Origin of the sequence: Mycobacterium sp. pW045 (assembly GCF_041287085.1) — a bacterium.
Classification (GTDB): domain Bacteria; phylum Actinomycetota; class Actinomycetes; order Mycobacteriales; family Mycobacteriaceae; genus Mycobacterium; species Mycobacterium algericum_A.
The window spans coordinates 1-15967 of the sequence record NZ_JBGGKU010000009.1 but is presented as its reverse complement, the minus strand read 5'-3'; the positions used below and the strand labels follow the sequence as shown (position 1 = coordinate 15967).

Here is a 15967-nt window from a genome sequence, read left to right as displayed (position 1 = left end):
ACGGGGCGGCGCGCCCCTCTGGATCGTTGTCCACGCGGTTGAACTACCCGCTGTCGATCCAGAATCCTCGTATCCGGCGCGCCCTGCAGGATCACCAAAGGTACTCGTCTCCGACCGCCACCCGGCGATTTGGCTCCGGCAAGAGGTCCATCAGCGGGTTCGCGCTTCGCGTCCCGACGAAGATCTGCATGTCGGCCTGCTGTGCGACCTCGACCAGTGCCCCGACCAAGACCGCCAGATCCTCCTCCGGCATCTCCTCGGCCGCCGGGGAGTCGAGGACCAAGAACCCCGGATGCCGGCCGATGCCTGCGACGTACCCGTGTTTGATCAGCGCGACGGCGGCCGCGATCTTGACTCGCAGCTTCTCGCCAGGCGTCAGTCCCGAGTAGGTCGTCCGCTCGCCGCCTTTGGCGACGTCCAGGCGTCCCCCACCGCCGAGTTTGACACTGGCGAGGCTGTCGGCGCCAAAACCGACCGCGAGGGATTCAATGTCGGCCGAAATGGCTTTCAACAACGGGCCTTGCTCGTCACGCACCCACTTGGACAGCACGGTGTCCGCTGCGCCGAGGACTGCGGTGATCGTCGCATTAACGGGGTCATCGACCAGCGACCCGGACGATCCGCTGAACACCGTGAGTGCCCCTTCCGCGCGGGCCAGGTCGAGTTCCAAGGCGCGACGTTCGCCGGCGGCCGAAATCTGCTGCGTCCCCGCGACGCTCAGTGCCTCAGCGGATGTCAGTTCGTCCTTCTTCGCGGCGATTTGAGCGCCGAGCGCCTCGATCTGGTGTTTGACGTCGTCGAGCGCGGCGTTGAGTGCTTCGACATCGTCGACAGGTGCGTCGCGGTGGGCGTTCATGGGTCGCTCTTGCGCCGCGGTGGCGGGCGCGTCGACGTCCCCGAGGTCCAACCCCTTCGAGCACAGCGAGCATTCGTGCTTCTCGACCTCTGCTGCCTGCTGCTCTGCGGTAATCGCCGATGTACATCGCGGGCACACGATGGGCTGCATCTGGTGAAAGAACTTAGTCGCGAGCGCATCCTCGAGCTGAGTGTGGTTGCGAGCCTTGGCCGCCTTCAACTGCAACTGCACGGTGTCCAGATGTGAGTCCAGTACCATGAGCCGTCGCTCCAGGTTGTGTACTTCACGCGCCAGCTCGGTCGCCGAGGCTGTCGCAGCGAGAACCTGTGCCAAGTCGGGGTTCTCGTCATTGATGGCCTTCACCGCGGCCTTGAGACGGTCGACGGTCGCCTGTGCCTTCTGCCGCTGGTCACTGATCACCTGATCGGCTGCTTGTGCCTTTTCCTGTGCTGCCGAACGCTGTGCCTCCACTTCTTTGAGTGCGGCCTGGGTCGCTGCGAGCGCGGGCCCCCAGTCGGTTCCGACGAACATCTGCAGCATCCGGGTACCCAGCACGGTCACGTTCCCCACGACTGGGTCGAGGTTCTCGGCGCGGACGGCGAATGCGCTCGCGTAAGCCGGCCATCGGTGCACGACTTCGCGATCGGTGGTCCACATCGGGATCTCTTCAAGGCGCAGACGGGTCATCATGACCGACCCCATCACGCCCTCGAACTCCTCCTCACCGTCAAACCGCCCTACGACCCGGGACCGTTCAACACCCCCGACCGTGGTCACGACTGCGACAGTGCCGACGGCGTGGCCGTTGGCACAGTCGAACTCGACTCGCAACGTCTCAGGACCGATCAGCCAGTCGACGGCAACATGCTTAATCCACTTCTTGCTGTCAACCTGGAAGTTCGCGCATCGCCCCGATAGTGCCCACATCAGCACGTTCAGCACAGTCGACTTGCCTCGCAGATTACGGCCGCTACCAACGCCATTGACTCCGCTCTGCGGCTCCCACGACCACAAGAACGGCACCGCCACTTGTGGTGCGTTTTCGACTTCACCACCCTCGGAGGGTTCATCGTCGGATGGATCCACCTCGTCGTTATCCGCCCCGCCGAAGTCCAGCTCAGCCTCAGCCGCGTCGGACAGCGCGGCATGCTCGGACGTATCCGCCGCGGACTCGTCATCGGGGATGATCACGTCGTATCCCTCCGCGAGCCGATGGGTCGCGGGCAGCACCTTCACACCCGAGAAGTAAATGCGTTGTACCCGCAGTGGTACCGGGATCGCTTTCGACGCATACGAGGGGATGCCGTAATTCTTCAGAATCTCCTCTACCGTTTGCGGCGAGATCAGGTCGTCAGCATCATCGGCCGCAACCGCGGCGGCGTCATCGTCATCCCCGCGCTCGCTCTCGGCAGCCTGCTTACCATCCATCAGATTATCGACAGGCCGGTCCAGTCGCGCCGAGGCCTCTGCGGCGCTCTTCCTCTCGGCCGCCTTCGCTGCTCGTTTAGCAAGTCGCGCGAGCTCCGCGGCGACCGCGTCTGCCAAGACACTCAAGAATTGCTCTCCGCTCCGTGTCCATTTTCGCGCTCGATCAGCCGTGCACGTACTCGGTCGGCGATGGATGCGATGTTCGCCCCGAGATCTGTATTTGCATAGGTGGTCTGGAGGTACTGCCGGTCCTTCAAACGGCTGCCTACGTCGTCTCGGGCAACGAGCGCGACCAACTCGACCTGCTGGGCGTACCACCCCAAGACCGGGTCGTTGGCCAAATCCGCCGCCCCGGCGGCACCCGCGTCAGTGAGAAAGAACTGCGTCTGCTCTACGTTTCGGCCTGGCGTTCCCCGTCGTAGCGCGGTAGCTAAGCCATAGGTCTCCAGCAGTGAGAATGCGTCGTCGAGCGGCTCGAATGCACCGTGCAACCATTTGGGCATCGGGTAGTAGCGCAAGTCGGGTTCGGGATTGTTCAGAAGGTGCTCGGCAACGCCCAGGTAAGTGTCTTCGATCGCACCCGATTCCACGAGCGTGATAAGTTCGTCGGCCAGGTAGTCCGGGTTGCGCAACCAGAAGTCCATTGCCTGCAACCGAAGTTCACTCCGTACCACGGCTGCCATTCCGGGTGGGTCGGACTTCGTCGCCTGTTCCCCGCACCGGCTCATCAACACCAGCAACCGGACCGCATGCTGGGTTCGCGTAGCCGACGGCCGCGACAAGCCGAACCTGCCATCCGCAGACAAGACGCCCCCTCCCCGATGTCCACTCGTAGCACGAACCATAGTTGGACGGCGGCGCAGCAACGTCGATTTCGTCGACGAGCCGTTTGGTGCGGACCTCGCCTGCCCAATTGGACTTGGCCGGCCGAATCGGCCAACACGTTCCAAACAGGTTTCGTGGATAACCGCTGTTTTCCACGGGCCGGACGGTCCATCGTCGGCTCGCGTCGGTGCTCTGCAGCCGAAAAGTTTGTTGGCGTATCGGAACAACGACTTCACCGGGACGGTTCAATCCCCAACCGTCTAAGTGCACGACTTGTTCGGTTCGCCGTTCGTTGTGTGGCTAAGCTGCGTTTAGGGCGCGCGATCGTGCCTCTGGTGCGCCTGGTGGACGTGGCGAGAAAGGATCTTCGCAACGCCCGGTCTCCACAGCGCCGAGTGTCGGGCCGAATTCCCTGATTACCTCCGCGAAGCCCGCATGACTGGCTTTGATCAGCGACAACCCGTCTCGGAGTTCGCACCCCCGCCACGGCGGACTTCGATCCGCCGTATAGCTTTATCTACAAGGATGCGACGAAGTCCGAATTGTAGTGTTCTGCCGGCAGCTGCGAGCGGCTAGAGGGTAGGTCGATCAGCACCCACGCTCCGGTAGTGCCGGGAAGACGGGCTCCTCGCACGGTCACAGCAGCCGCGCCTGTGGCGTCGGTGTCGAGGTAACCCGTGGCCACGCCGGGATCGGCATTCGAGCAGGTCAGCGTGGGGCGAGGCATCTGAGTTAGGCGGACGGTGTAATGCGTTGCAGGCAGTCCGCGACGGGTCGAAGCCCTTCTCGTCGGCTTGGATTTCACGGGGCCGCCGGCTGTGGATTCACCTCAAACCGGCGACACGCCGCTTGTGCTCACGGTCGGGCCTTGGACCGGGTCAGCCCGCCGTGGGCGACACGATGAGGGTGAAAGGGGTCGACGTCACCATCGGCCACGGACAGGGGCCGATCGCTTACCGGGACCTTCTGCAGCCGTGTCGCAACGCCCTGCTTCGTTGAGTCACGCCACCGTGTCCGCCCCGCACACTTATCGGACCGGCGTCCAGGTCCGGACCATCGCTCGCGCGGCTTGAACGGCGGCGGCTCGCGCTGCTTCCAACCGATCCGGGTTCCGGTCCAGACGGGAGGGCACCGGATCACGGGGGTCAGGGGCGATCACGGTCGTCGCCACACCCTGACACCACCCTGAGTCCAACGCCGCGCGTTGAACGGTGTAGCGCTCCGGGCGGCTGAGATATGACACGGCGAGTGCGGGCTTCAGACGTCGAAGGTAGGACGCGATGGCGTGGTCGACCATTCCGATACTGGGTGTTGCTCCCGCCGCGCGTGTGGTCAGGACGATCGCGTGGGTGGCTCCCAGCTCCGCCGCGGCCGCGATGGGGATGGCGTCGGTGATGCCGCCATCGAGCCAGCGCGTGTGCCGATAGTGCACCGGTGCTCCTCCGAACACCGGCAATGTCGCCGAGGCTTGCAGGGCGCCGAACAGGTCGGCGGCGTCCGCGAAGTCGGTGAGCAACCGAGGTGCGGCTGCGTCGATGTCGGTGGCGACGGCAGCCAAACGGCAACTGGCGTTCAGAGCGGCCGCCCCGAAACCGAACCTTGTCTCTGTGTCGGCGACGATCTTCGCGCTGTCGGCGATCGGCCGTCCGCGTAGCAGAGCCCGCGGGTTGGCGTAGTCGCTGGAGCTGAAGGTGTCGACGTAGCAACGGGAGAGTTGCTGGGACATACCGGCGGTGAAGCACGCGGCGTTCACAGCACCGGCCGAGGTGCCGACGACGACGTCCACGATGTCGCGGACGCCGGCGAGTTCGAGCTGTCCGGCCATCGCCGCGGAGATCACGCCGCGCATGCCGCCGCCCTCCATTACGACCGCGAGGGTGCAGCCGTCGCGCCGTGATCCAGACCGAAGACGTGCGCTGACGACCTCGGCGACACTGCCGTCGATGGATCGTCCGTTTTTAGGCATGGAACGCCTCGAGGCTGTCGTGATGGCGTTCGGCGACCGCGCTGTGCTTCACCTTCAATGATGATGTCGCTTCACCGTTCTCGATGGACGGTTGGTGTTGGAGCAGAGTCCAGTTCATGATCGTTTCCCAACGGTCGAGTCCGGCGTTGATCGGTCGATGTAGCCTCCGGGTATGGCGGCCCCGGTCGAGGCGATTGCGTGCTCGACGCTGGCACCTGCGAGTCCGTTCTGGGCGACCCGCGTCTTTTGAGTGCCGTTCAACTCCGCCGCCGTCGGTCCGAGGTGCATCCGCGCGTACGCCAGTGACACGGCGGCGTGTACTGTCCCCATCTTGATCCCACCGCCTGAGACATGGGTCATGCGACGACACCGCCTCCCGCGGAGCGCTTCTGAGCATTGACCGACCTCCCGGTTACACAGGCGCACTCGAGCGCCTGGGGGACGCTCAGGGGCCGTGAAGATCGGCATGCCGATCTTCACGATTGAGTCGCCGTACAGAAGTATCGGTCGGAACGCAGACGAAATCGTTGACCCCTCACCCGTGATGGCCTCCACTAAACTGTTTCCCTTCCCTCAGCTCGACCGCTCCGACACCGCGCGTCCCTCAATCAAGCGTGATGTGCGGTTGCGCCGTCCCGTCGTGTTCGCTCGCTCTCTTCTCGTCCATTCGTGAGCGTCGTCAATGCGCGATGAGCGAGTGCGAGGCATCCGCAGGCGGTGATGGAGAATCCGAGGACGATCCCCCATTGCGCAGTTCTCGGTTGGTCGACGACGGCGCCAGCGGATGAGGAGATGAAACCCGTTGCGGACAAGACGATTCCGTACACGCCGGCTCCCGCCGCTGCGGCAATGGTCTCGGCGGCCGACCAGAGGCCGACGATAGCTCCTGAGCGCAGCTGGTGTGAGGTCTCGGCATCGCGGGCGACGGCGTCGGCGAGCATGGCGTTAGGTAGCAATAGAGCACCGGTGAGTCCGATGCCCACGACGAGAAGTGCCGCGCAGGCGATCGGCAGTCTGCGGCTTCGCTGATCGACGGGAGCACGGTCGTTGCGGCCGCGCCGACCCCGCAGATTCTCACAGCCGCTCGCAGGGCGGATTGGTCGCCGTAGCGACGGGCGCACCTGATCCATAGCGGCATCGCGGCGGGCAAGGGGCCCAGGACACAGAGGAACAGAATGGGCACTGTGTTGTCGGAGCCGAGGAGGTAATCGGCTAGGAACGGCAAGCCGGCCAGCGCTGCGGACATCGAGGCTTCGATCAACACGAACACCAGGAAGAGGCGAGCCAAGGTGTTGTCGCGGCGAAGCGCTGCCAGCGTCGCGCGCACGGATGCCCGCGTACTTTGTGTCATCCGACTCGCTGTGGACGTCGACCCGCGCGTGCTGTAGAGCGCGGCGCCGGCGCCGATCGCCATCACGCCTGCCATGACGACCGCCATCGTGCGGTGCCCGCGCGATGGGTCGTCGGCCGCGGCGATCAGCGCTGGGGTGACACCGCCGGCGATGAGGATGGCGCAGCCGAGGAATGCCATTCGCCAGGCAGTCAGCGACTGGCGCTCACGGGTGCCTGCGGCCAGTTCAGCGGGCAGCACGCCGAAGGGAACGGCGAACGCCGAGAACGCCAATCCGGTCACCGCGAGAGCTGCGGCAACGAACCACGCCGCGCCGTTACCGGTGAGCGGAGAGGAGAAGACGCCGACGAACGCCACGGGAAAGGTGAAGATGCCGACGAGCATCATCGGCCGCCGCGATCCCGTTGCCGACGTCGCGCGGTCGGAGAGCCAGCCGATCATCGGGTTGTAGACGAGGTCGAGCACTTTGGGCACGACGATTACCAGTCCGGCTATTGCGGCTGTGACCGCCAGGGTGTTCGTCAGATAGTGCAGGAGAACCAGTCCGGGCACTACCGCGTATGTCGCGGTGGCCAGCGACCCTGCCCCGAAGGCCACCCGCTGCGCCCGGGATAGCAGAAACGCGTCTTCATCGATGGCCGATGGTGTGGTCATGCGTTCTGCTTCTGGCCACGGGACGACGACGGGAGGATCATCAGTCGACGTGGAACAGGGGAAGCACGTTCACCACCGCGTCGGCATTACTTCCAGCAGTCATGACGGTGCGGTCGGGCCGCACCACCGCCGTGGTGGCCCGGCCGCGCGAGAGCCAGCGACCCAGTTCGCTCAACGGTTCCACCATGAGCACGCGGGCCCCGCGGGTCGCGATGAAGCGGCGCTGGACGGTATCGAGATCATCGACGGTGACCACGACGAAACCCCCACCATGGGTGGTATCGAAGCGCTCTCCGGTGTCGAGAACGGCATTGGGGCACAGGGTCCCGGCCAATCCGCGCCGGAAACGGCTTTCCCGGCACGTCATTGCTGAATTGCTCAGCGCCGGTGTGGTGCTGTCGACGACTTTCTCTTTGAGACCGGGAACGAGGTGCAAGCGCGGAACGAGTGCTCCCCGCAGCGCGTCACCGAGTCGGCCGCCGGCCGTCATCGCCTGCCCGACGGCGAGCGCGGTGAGGATCATGGCGCGTGCATGCGGTTTGCGTTCGTCTTCGTAACTGTTCAGCACGTCCTTCGGCAGGTCGCCGCGCAGTACCCCGGCGAGCTTCCAGGCGAGGTTCATCGCGTCGCGCAGACCGGCACACAGGCCCTGGCCGATGAAGGGCGGGGTGAGGTGGGCGGCGTCGCCGAGCAGGAACACCCGCCCGCGGCGCCAGCGATCGGCGAGACAGGCACGGAAGGTGTACTCCGCGACGCGCAGGACCTCGAGATCGTCGAGATCGACGCCGGAGGTCCAGGGTTCGATCAGCGCAGCGAGCCTTGACATCTCGGCGAAATCATCGGCCTTCTCGCCGTCGAGGAGCCGGAACTCCCAGCGGTAGCGGGTCGGTCCGATCCGCATGTACGTCGCAGCGCGCACCGGGTCGCACACCTGGTGCACCCCCTCCCATTGGTCGAGGTCCACCGCTGTGGCGAGATCGACGACCAGCCATCGCTGATCGAACCGCAGGTCGCTCAACCTCGCCCCGATGCGGGAGCGCACCAGGCTGTTCGCCCCGTCGCAGCCCAGGACGTACTGCGCGTGCACGGTACGTTGCTCACCGCTGACGCGGTCGGTGTAGGTGACGCGCACGGGCCCCTGGTGGTCGTCGATGATGTCGGTGACCTCGGCGTTGCCGCGCAGAGTGGCGTGCGGGCAGTTCTTGAGGTTGATGCGCAGCAGATGTTCCAGGTCGGGCTGGTCGTACATGTTGGCCTGCGGGTAGCCGTTGGCGCCGATGTCGGTGGTGCGGCTGAATTCCGCAAGGGTGCGATGGTTCTTGTCGAGGAGGCGCAAACCGAGCGCGGGCCGGGAAATGGCGGCGAACTGCTCGGCGACCCCGATACGGTCGAGGATCCGCATCACCTCGTCGTCCATGTGCACCGCACGCGGCTGCGGAAAGACGCCGTCCCAGCGGTCGAGGACGAGCGTGTCGATGCCGTACAGAGCGAGCAAGGTCGCCGCGGTGACCCCCGACGGGCCGGCGCCGATGACGACGACGGACACCTCTGTAGGGTCGGCGCCTGTCGCGGCTGTAGTCATCCGAGCACCGGCCGACGGTGAGCGACCAGCTGGTCGAGGCGGTTCTGCATCGCTTCGTGGATGCGGTGGGCGAAGGCCTCCGAGGTCTCCCCCGCGGCGACCTGCATTGGGGCCAGGACGGCGGAGTGCAGTTTGGTGGGCAGACTCACGTAGGGCAGCATTCCGGCGGCCCCGACGCTGAGACCCCAGCCCAGCGAAATGCTCACCGGGAGCGCTTTAGCGCGCAGCAGCTCTGGCAGGCGAAGGGCTTTGGCCAAGCCTTGTCCGTCAGAGAGCACCAGCAGTGACTCACCCGCGCCGGCGGTCACCACCGGCACCACCGGCACTTGCGCCTCCAGAGCGAGGCGGGCGAACCCGCAGCGTCCGTCGAACACGATCCGGTTGCGGTCGCGCCAGGACTTGCCGGCGTCGAGATCCCCACCGGGGAAGACCACGACATTGGTGCCCGCTTCAAGTGCCTTCTGCGCGTTTTCCCGGCTTGCCGGGCGTCCCCCGAGACGTTCGACGAAACCCCCGACGCCCAGCGTCCACGCCAATTGGTGCACGAGCGCGGTCGCGGGTCGCGTGAGGTCTGCCTTTTTGAGCACGCGGGCGACGGCCAGCACATTGAGATCCACCAAGCCCCCGAAGCCGTGATTGGACACGATCAGCACCGGGCGGTCGGGTATCGGGGCATCGACGTCGATGGCGTGGCGGTGGTACAGGCGCAGATACGCGTCGCGTGCCGACGACAGGGAGGTCGCCACCGCCGAGGACTGCGGACGAGACTGTTCGGTGGCAGTGGGCAGGCTCACGGAAGCTCCTCTCCTTTACTGACGAAATCATCACACACGCGATAATCGTCAGTCAAGAGTGTCTGACGAATTCATCAGTGTTGCGCACGTAGTGCTGGCGCGGATCGTGCGCGTGCTTCAAGACACCGTCAGGCGACGATGCGGTAGGCGACGGCGTACCGGCCGAGGATGCGCTCGACATCGGCTCGCTGGCTCGCGTCGGATAACGACACCGTGAGCACAGGGCTGCCATCTTCGACGTCGGCCGACACGTCGATTCCGTCCATGCCGGCAAGCGCCTGGGTGACGACCCGGCGGGCGGCGTCGGCGCGAAGGGGCAGCTTGAACGGCTTACCGATCGCGGTCACCGGCAGGCTGTCGAGAACCGAGACTTTTTTGGGTGCCGCGGCGTGCTCAGGCACGTAGGAGCGGGCCCATTCGGTCAACTGCGACGCAGTCGCAGTCCCACCCGGCGACAGGGTGACATAGGCGACGGGCACCTCGCCCGCATGCACGTCGGGTGCGCCGACCGCGGCCGCCGCTGTGACCTCGGGATGGGAGAGCAGCGCATCCTCGACGAGCGCGGGATCGATGTTGTGGCCGCCCCTGATGATGAGGTCTTTGGCGCGGCCCGTGAGGTAGATGAAGCCGTCGTCGTCGAGACGGGCGAGGTCGCCGGTGTCGAGCCACCCGTCCACCAGCTTGCCCTTGCCATCGAGGACGAAACCCGCATCGGGCTCGCGTCGATCGACGTAGCCGGCGAAGATGGTGGGGCCGCTGATGACGAGAGTTCCAACCGCTCCGGTAGGGAGGTCCCGCCAGCCGTCGGGCCCTTCCACGTCGACCACCTTGACGTGAAGGTAGGGCATGCGCTGACCGACCGTGCCGGTGCGGGTCTCGCGGGGGAAGCTACGGGCGCTCGCGCATGTCGCCTCGGTGAGCCCATAGCCCTCGACCAGCCGAACCCCCGTGTGCGCCTCGAAATCGTTGCGCACGGCGGTTGGGAGCGCCGAGGCGCCCACTACCGCGAAACGCAGGGAGGAGATGTCGGCGTCCACGGGGCACTGGGCCAGCACCGCGTACACGGTGGGTACGGCGCTCAGCGTGGCGATGCGGTGGTGCTCGACGATCTTCCAGAACTCGCCGTAGAGCTGCGGGTCGCGGTACCCGAGCGGTCCCGCCCAGACGACGGCCTGTCCTCTCAGCAACGGGGCGAGCAGGGTGACCAGGAGTGCATTGACGTGGAACAGGGGCAGCGCTGCGAAAAGGACGGCGCCGGAGTCGAGTTCGGAGTTCGCGGCGATCATCCAGGCGTTGGTGGCCTCGTTAGCGTGGGTGTGCGCCGCGAGTTTCGGTGCGCCCGTGGTTCCCCCGGTGTGGAACAGGGCCGCGATGTCACCGGCGCTGGGTGGCGCGCCGTGGAACCCCTCGCGCGACTGCGCTGCAGCGGCACGACTCGCGTAGTCCACGGTGGCACCGGAGACGGTCGGCGCGGGTCCCTGCGGCTGCGTACCGGTCGGTGTCAGCAAGAGCAGGGTGTCCACGGCTCCGTCCGCGGCGAGGCACTGCGCGAGTTTCCACGTCCCGGGGTCGAGTTCGGGGCCGGCCGTTAGGGCGACGCGGGATCCGGCCCGCCGGACCAGATCGGCGACGTGGTCGGCGGAGAGTCCCGTGTTGATCGGGGCTGCGACCCCTGCGAGTTGGGCGGCGAGGGTGGCTGTGATCAGCTCGTCGCAGTTCGGGGCGAGCAAGACCACGGCGTCGTTGCGGCGAATACCTCTGCTGTGCAGCACATTCGCCAGCCGGTGGACGTCACCCAGCAGGTCGGCGAAGGTCCGCTCGACCGGTTCTCGCCAGCGCCGGGCATCGGGGGTGACGGTCAGTGCGGTGCGCTCCGGCCACAGGGTCGCCGCGCGGTGCAGGATCTCGTAGGTGGTCAGTGGCAGCCCCCGCTGGGAGAGCGGTGTGGATTCGATGTCAGCAAGGTCGGCGGGTGAGCCGTACCGTGGCCACAGCGCGTCGTCGCTCATGCGTAGCGCACCGGGGTGCGCTGCACGCCCAGGTCGATGGCGCCATCGTCGGTCGCGATACGGGCTTCGACGACGTCACCGTGCTGGAGGTACTTCGGGTTTCCGGCTTGGCGCTTGAAGAAGGTCTTCCATTTGACGGCCGACGGCAAAAGGGAGCCAATGATCTCGATCGGCTTGGGCGGGGCGCTCAGCGCTGTCCCGACCGGGGTGCCGGTGAGGATCAGGTCGCCGGCGGCGAGGTCCTGGAAGCGGATCAACGATTGCAGCGCACGCAGGGGGCGATACAGCATGTCGCCCTCCACCTGCGCGTTCTGCCGTTCTTCGCCGTTGACCGACAGCCGCAATCGCAGGTCGCCGAACCGACTGAGCTCTTCGGCGCTGAGCAGCACCAGCTCGGGTCCGACGGGGGTGAACGTTGGGTAGGACTTGGCCTCGTAGAACTGCGTCTGCGGCAGCTGGATGTCCCGCGCGGAGACGTCGTTGGTGATGACGAGGCCGGCAATGACGTCGGCGAGGGTCGCCTCGGTGATCGAGGAGCCCGCCGGCAGGTCGCGGGCGATGACGAGACCGATCTCGACCTCGTAGTCCAGGAGGCGCACGTGCGCCGGCTTGACGATGTCGTCGACCGGCCCGCTGATCGATGCCGAGGACTTCCGGAAGAAGGTCAGGGGAACGGTTTTGGGGTCCATGCCGGAGTCGGTGACATGGGACTCGAAGTTGGTCATTTGGGCGATCACGCGGCACGGCTTGGTGACCGGGGACAGCAGGTCGGCGTCGGCGACCCGGTGACCGTCCGCAGTGCCGGTTGCGGCGGACTCGACGGCAGATCGGTCGGCCAGCAGCTCGGCGGTGGTCGTGGCGCTGGTATCGACGCGCACGTCACCGTTGGCGGTGCGGACGTACCAGGCGTCGGTGGTGCGCAGGACGGAGAGGGTCACGAGGTGGCTACTTTCAACAGGCCGAGAAGGCGGTGGGCGTCGAACTCGTTGTCGTGGCGCAGGGCGCTGAGCATCGCGAGCGCTTCGTGGCGGGCAGATCGTGGGCTGGTGCCGAGGAAGTCCTTCGACACAGGCGGCCCCCACTGGGCCAGGCCGGTCGCGGTGAACGGCGCCCAGCCTGGTTCGAGGGAGTTGTCGAACATGTCCCCGTCGGTGAAGTGCTCGACGAGGAACCCGTCGGGGTCGCGCCAATAGTCGAACAGCTGACTGCCCTGGATGTGGCGGCCGATGCCCCAGGAACGGACGTATCCGCGGTCAGCGAGGTACTGCCCGCCGGCGGCGAGTGCGTCGAGATCGGCCACCTGGTAGGCCGAGTGGACGTAGCGGTTGGCCGGTCCCAGCGCCATCGCCAAGGTGTGGTGGTCTGCGGGGGTGGGGCCGCGGTCGCAGCGGATGAAACTCATGGTGGGTCCGCGGTCGCGCTGCCCGGGGAAGAACAGGAAGTCACTGACGATCATCCCGAGGTTGTCGAGATACCAGTTCAGCGCCTGGACGTAGCGGGTGGATTGCAGGACCACGTGTCCGAGGCGCTGCACTCGGGCGGGAACGCGCGGTGGCCGCTGCGTGGCGTTGATGCGCGCGAGACTCTGCCCGGTGTTATAGGTCAGCGGCTGCTGCGGCGGCAACTCGGGCAGGTCGTGCATCCCTGCCACGACCCGAACGGGAATGCCGCTGGGGTCGGTCGTCTCAGCGACCAGTCCCCCGGTCACCTCGGGCAACGGGCCTATACGAGCATCCACCGCGTCTGCGAATCGCAGCACGTCCACTTCGTCGTCGGCAGCGAAGGCGACCCCGGCGAACCGGCTCGCGGGGCCGCGGCGCACGATCACACACGCCGCGCCGGCATCGGTGCCGCGCAGATGAAGTTCCTCGGGCGTGGTGAACGACACCTGGAATCCGAAGGCGCGGGCGAACGCCTCCGCACGAACCAAATCGGGCTTCTCGAACTCCAGCCAGGCGATATCGCGCACCTTGATCACCGGATTGCTCGACCTCCCGGGGTGCTCGCCGGGGCGCGCTCCCTGCTCGCTATGCAGATCCTTGTGCACATCCGCTGTGTCGCTCACCTCACCGACCCTCTCTCGTCTGACGAAATCCTCACATACGACGTTAGGGTCAGTCAAGGGCAGATGACGAAATCATCAATCATGAGAAGAGAGGGTTTACGATGAGCGCACGGCAACCTGCAAGGAGCACCATGACAGTCGACGACGCACCTGCGGCCAATCGCATAGAACGCCGCAAACGACGGACGCGTACAGCCCTGATCAAAGCGGCGCAGACCTTCATTGCCGAAGGCAAGACCAACGTCCCCGTGCTCGAGATCACCCAGGCCGCCGACGTCGGAATGGGCTCGTTCTACAACCATTTCACCACCAAAGAAGAATTATTCGAGGCCGCTGTGGTCGACGTCCTCGACGCCCACGGCGCACTGCTCGACGAGCTGACCGCAGACATCGTCGATCCCGCCGAGACTTTCGCCTGCTGCTTCCGCCTCACCGGGCGGATGTTCCGCCAGCGGCCCCAAGAATCGCAGATCATGCTGCGCAACGGCCTGTCACTGATCAACTCCGACCGCGGAATCGCCGCGCGGGCACGCCGGGACCTCACCGCCGCCGTCGCCGCCGGGCGATTCACCATCGACGATCCTGAGCTGGCGCTCGCCATGGCCGGCGGCGTGCTCATGGGTCTCGGTGCTCTGCTCACCGAGCAGGACGATCGGGACGACGCAGCCACCTCCGACCGGGCCACCGAGAATCTCCTACGGCTCTACGGGCTGACAGCCAAGCAGGCGCGCGCGATCTGCGCCAAACCACTGCCCGACTTCGCTGCCGCAGAACCAGATTCCGCGGCCTGAGTCGATACACCAGTGTCACGAGGTACATATGGGTGCATCCACGGTCCGAAACGTCGCCTGATGCACCCCCGGGGGTCAGTGCTGCAGCAGCCCTAGGTAAGTCGCGGACGGCGTACCAGGCGAAGCTGCCTCCCCGACAGGGTCCGTCGGTGCTCGGTGACGGCGACGGTGGCCAGCGCTGAGACCAGCAGCCACACCGCGAGGTGACCGATGCCGGTAGCGGCAGTCGCCGATCCGGTGATGATTCCGCGCAATGCGAGCACCGCCGCGTGCGTGGGCAGAAACCCACCGATCGTGTGCAGTGTAGGGGGAATGGTGGACGTGAGGCTGGTCACGACGGCGAGGACCAGCACCGCAGTGGAGCCGAAGCGGCCTACGCGGTGGGCAAGTGCCACCATGGTCTGATTGAGAAGGGCGAAGGTGACCGCGGCAAGGGCTGTGGCAGCGGCGAGGAAGAACCAACGGCCCACGCTGAGGTGCAGCAAGGGAAGCAGAATCAGGCTCACGGCCAGCGCGGCGACGAGCGAGACAAGCACCCCGGGTAGGGCGGCGCGGAACACGATGTCCCTGGTGCTGCGACGGGACGTCAGGACGAACGGAGGAAGGGCGTCGGTGGCCACGAAGGTCGCCAGGCCGCCCGCCCACAGCGCCAAGGCGACGGCGACCGACGCCACGGCGGCGCCCACATCGGTGGCGTCGGTCAGCGCGACGGCCGGTGTTGCCGCCACGTCGGTCAGCTTCTGGCGCTCAGCGGGGTCAGCATCGCAACGATGTTGCGCTTCGCGAAAACGCAGTACGTGGGCTCCAGCAGACCCTCACCGACCGCTAAACCGATGGCTCGTCGGGTTCCGGTCCGGTTTCCAACACCTGGGAGATTCTCGCGCCGCACCTTGTCCAGGATCAGGATGCGTTTGTCCTTCTCCGCAGTACCGTGCGCGATGAGTACCATTCCATCCCTGCAGTGGCGGTGCCGATTCATCTCTCGCTTCTCAGCATCGGCCAACCGGTTCAGCACTTGCGCGGACGGGAATCGCCCGGCAAGCGGTTTGCCATCGGGCTGGATCAGCCGCCAAAACTGCACCGTCCGGTTCATGGTCCCCCGTTTTCTCAGTCAGTCGCCGATGCTACGGCCCTCCACCGACAACTCCGCACGGATCAGGCGGCGTCGGCCAATCGCCTTAAGTGTCCACCCGCGTCGATCACAAGACCGTTGGTGACCTCCAACAGGTTGCGCAGCGTTAGTCGCCGCCATCAGCGCCTGCTCCACCCAGCCGTTCGATCTCACCACGGGCAAATGCCGGCACCGGCATCAGATGCCGTTCACTAGGGCGCGCCGCGCCTTCTCGTGCAGATCGGCCACCACTCGTCGCTACGTTCAGCTCACCCACGACTATTGGGCCTGTCGCGGCAGCCGAATGTGCAGCGGTTCGCTCGCCGACGATTGGTCGGAGCAGGCTCGACGGGTGCGACCTAGTTAGGTTAGCTATTGTTCACAAACACGTTCACAAACCCAACGAGAACGGCCCCCGGAGTGATCTCCGAGGGCCGTTCTACCTAGTAGCGGGGACAGTGTGTGGTTCCAGGACATAGGAATGGCGTGTCTCAGGACATCGGAATAGGTTCAGGCCGCACCGTCAGCGGGTGTC

12 protein-coding genes and 1 pseudogene are annotated in these 15967 nt (G+C 66.0%); 1 reads left to right on the top strand and 12 read right to left on the bottom strand.

Features of this window, described 5'->3' with window-relative positions:
- Nucleotides 1-91 precede the first annotated feature (91 nt).
- From ACAG20_RS15140 to ACAG20_RS15095, 10 genes and pseudogenes are all read right to left on the bottom strand, one after another.
- Nucleotides 92-2401: a hypothetical protein gene (locus tag ACAG20_RS15140; RefSeq protein WP_370493144.1), complete on the bottom strand. Its 2310-nt coding sequence runs from the start codon at nt 2399-2401 to the stop codon at nt 92-94.
- Between the two features lie 5 nt (nt 2402-2406).
- Nucleotides 2407-2928: a hypothetical protein gene (locus ACAG20_RS15135; RefSeq protein ID WP_370493143.1), complete on the bottom strand. Its 522-nt coding sequence runs from the start codon at nt 2926-2928 to the stop codon at nt 2407-2409.
- A 1208-nt stretch (nt 2929-4136) separates the two neighbouring features.
- A complete protein-coding gene (locus ACAG20_RS15130) occupies nt 4137-5075 on the bottom strand; it encodes a patatin-like phospholipase family protein (protein WP_370493142.1) in 939 nt (312 codons plus the stop codon).
- A 608-nt stretch (nt 5076-5683) separates the two neighbouring features.
- Nucleotides 5684-6205: an MFS transporter gene (locus ACAG20_RS15125; protein WP_370493280.1), complete on the bottom strand. Its 522-nt coding sequence runs from the start codon at nt 6203-6205 to the stop codon at nt 5684-5686.
- Nucleotides 6124-7080 (bottom strand): annotated as a pseudogene (locus ACAG20_RS15120) (MFS transporter); the annotation flags it as partial. The pseudogene ACAG20_RS15120 and the gene ACAG20_RS15125, both read right to left, overlap by 82 nt.
- A 40-nt stretch (nt 7081-7120) precedes the next feature.
- Complete coding sequence (locus ACAG20_RS15115) at nt 7121-8662, bottom strand: bifunctional 3-(3-hydroxy-phenyl)propionate/3-hydroxycinnamic acid hydroxylase (protein WP_370493141.1); 1542 nt, start codon at nt 8660-8662, stop codon at nt 7121-7123.
- Complete coding sequence (locus ACAG20_RS15110) at nt 8659-9456, bottom strand: 1-acyl-sn-glycerol-3-phosphate acyltransferase (RefSeq protein ID WP_370493140.1); 798 nt, start codon at nt 9454-9456, stop codon at nt 8659-8661. Before ACAG20_RS15110 ends, ACAG20_RS15115 begins: the two co-directional genes overlap by 4 nt.
- A 128-nt stretch (nt 9457-9584) precedes the next feature.
- Nucleotides 9585-11465, bottom strand: coding sequence for an acyl-CoA synthetase (locus tag ACAG20_RS15105; protein ID WP_370493139.1), 1881 nt, complete (start codon nt 11463-11465; stop codon nt 9585-9587).
- Nucleotides 11462-12403 carry a fumarylacetoacetate hydrolase family protein gene (locus ACAG20_RS15100; protein ID WP_370493138.1) on the bottom strand — a complete coding sequence of 314 codons (942 nt, stop codon included), beginning with the start codon at nt 12401-12403 and terminating at the stop codon, nt 11462-11464. Before ACAG20_RS15100 ends, ACAG20_RS15105 begins: the two co-directional genes overlap by 4 nt.
- Nucleotides 12400-13530 (bottom strand): VOC family protein, encoded by a 1131-nt coding sequence (locus ACAG20_RS15095; protein ID WP_370493137.1) that lies wholly within the window; start codon nt 13528-13530, stop codon nt 12400-12402. Before ACAG20_RS15095 ends, ACAG20_RS15100 begins: the two co-directional genes overlap by 4 nt.
- 131 nt (nt 13531-13661) lie before the next feature.
- Here ACAG20_RS15095 and ACAG20_RS15090 point away from each other — a divergent pair, with 131 nt between their 5' ends.
- Complete coding sequence (locus tag ACAG20_RS15090; protein ID WP_370493136.1) at nt 13662-14321, top strand: TetR/AcrR family transcriptional regulator; 660 nt, start codon at nt 13662-13664, stop codon at nt 14319-14321.
- A 92-nt stretch (nt 14322-14413) separates the two neighbouring features.
- Here the strand turns inward: ACAG20_RS15090 and ACAG20_RS15085 are convergent, their stop codons facing one another.
- Nucleotides 14414-15049: a hypothetical protein gene (locus tag ACAG20_RS15085; protein WP_370493135.1), complete on the bottom strand. Its 636-nt coding sequence runs from the start codon at nt 15047-15049 to the stop codon at nt 14414-14416.
- Nucleotides 15050-15054: 5 nt separating this feature from the next.
- Nucleotides 15055-15414 (bottom strand): hypothetical protein, encoded by a 360-nt coding sequence (locus tag ACAG20_RS15080; protein WP_370493134.1) that lies wholly within the window; start codon nt 15412-15414, stop codon nt 15055-15057.
- Nucleotides 15415-15967: the final 553 nt, after the last annotated feature.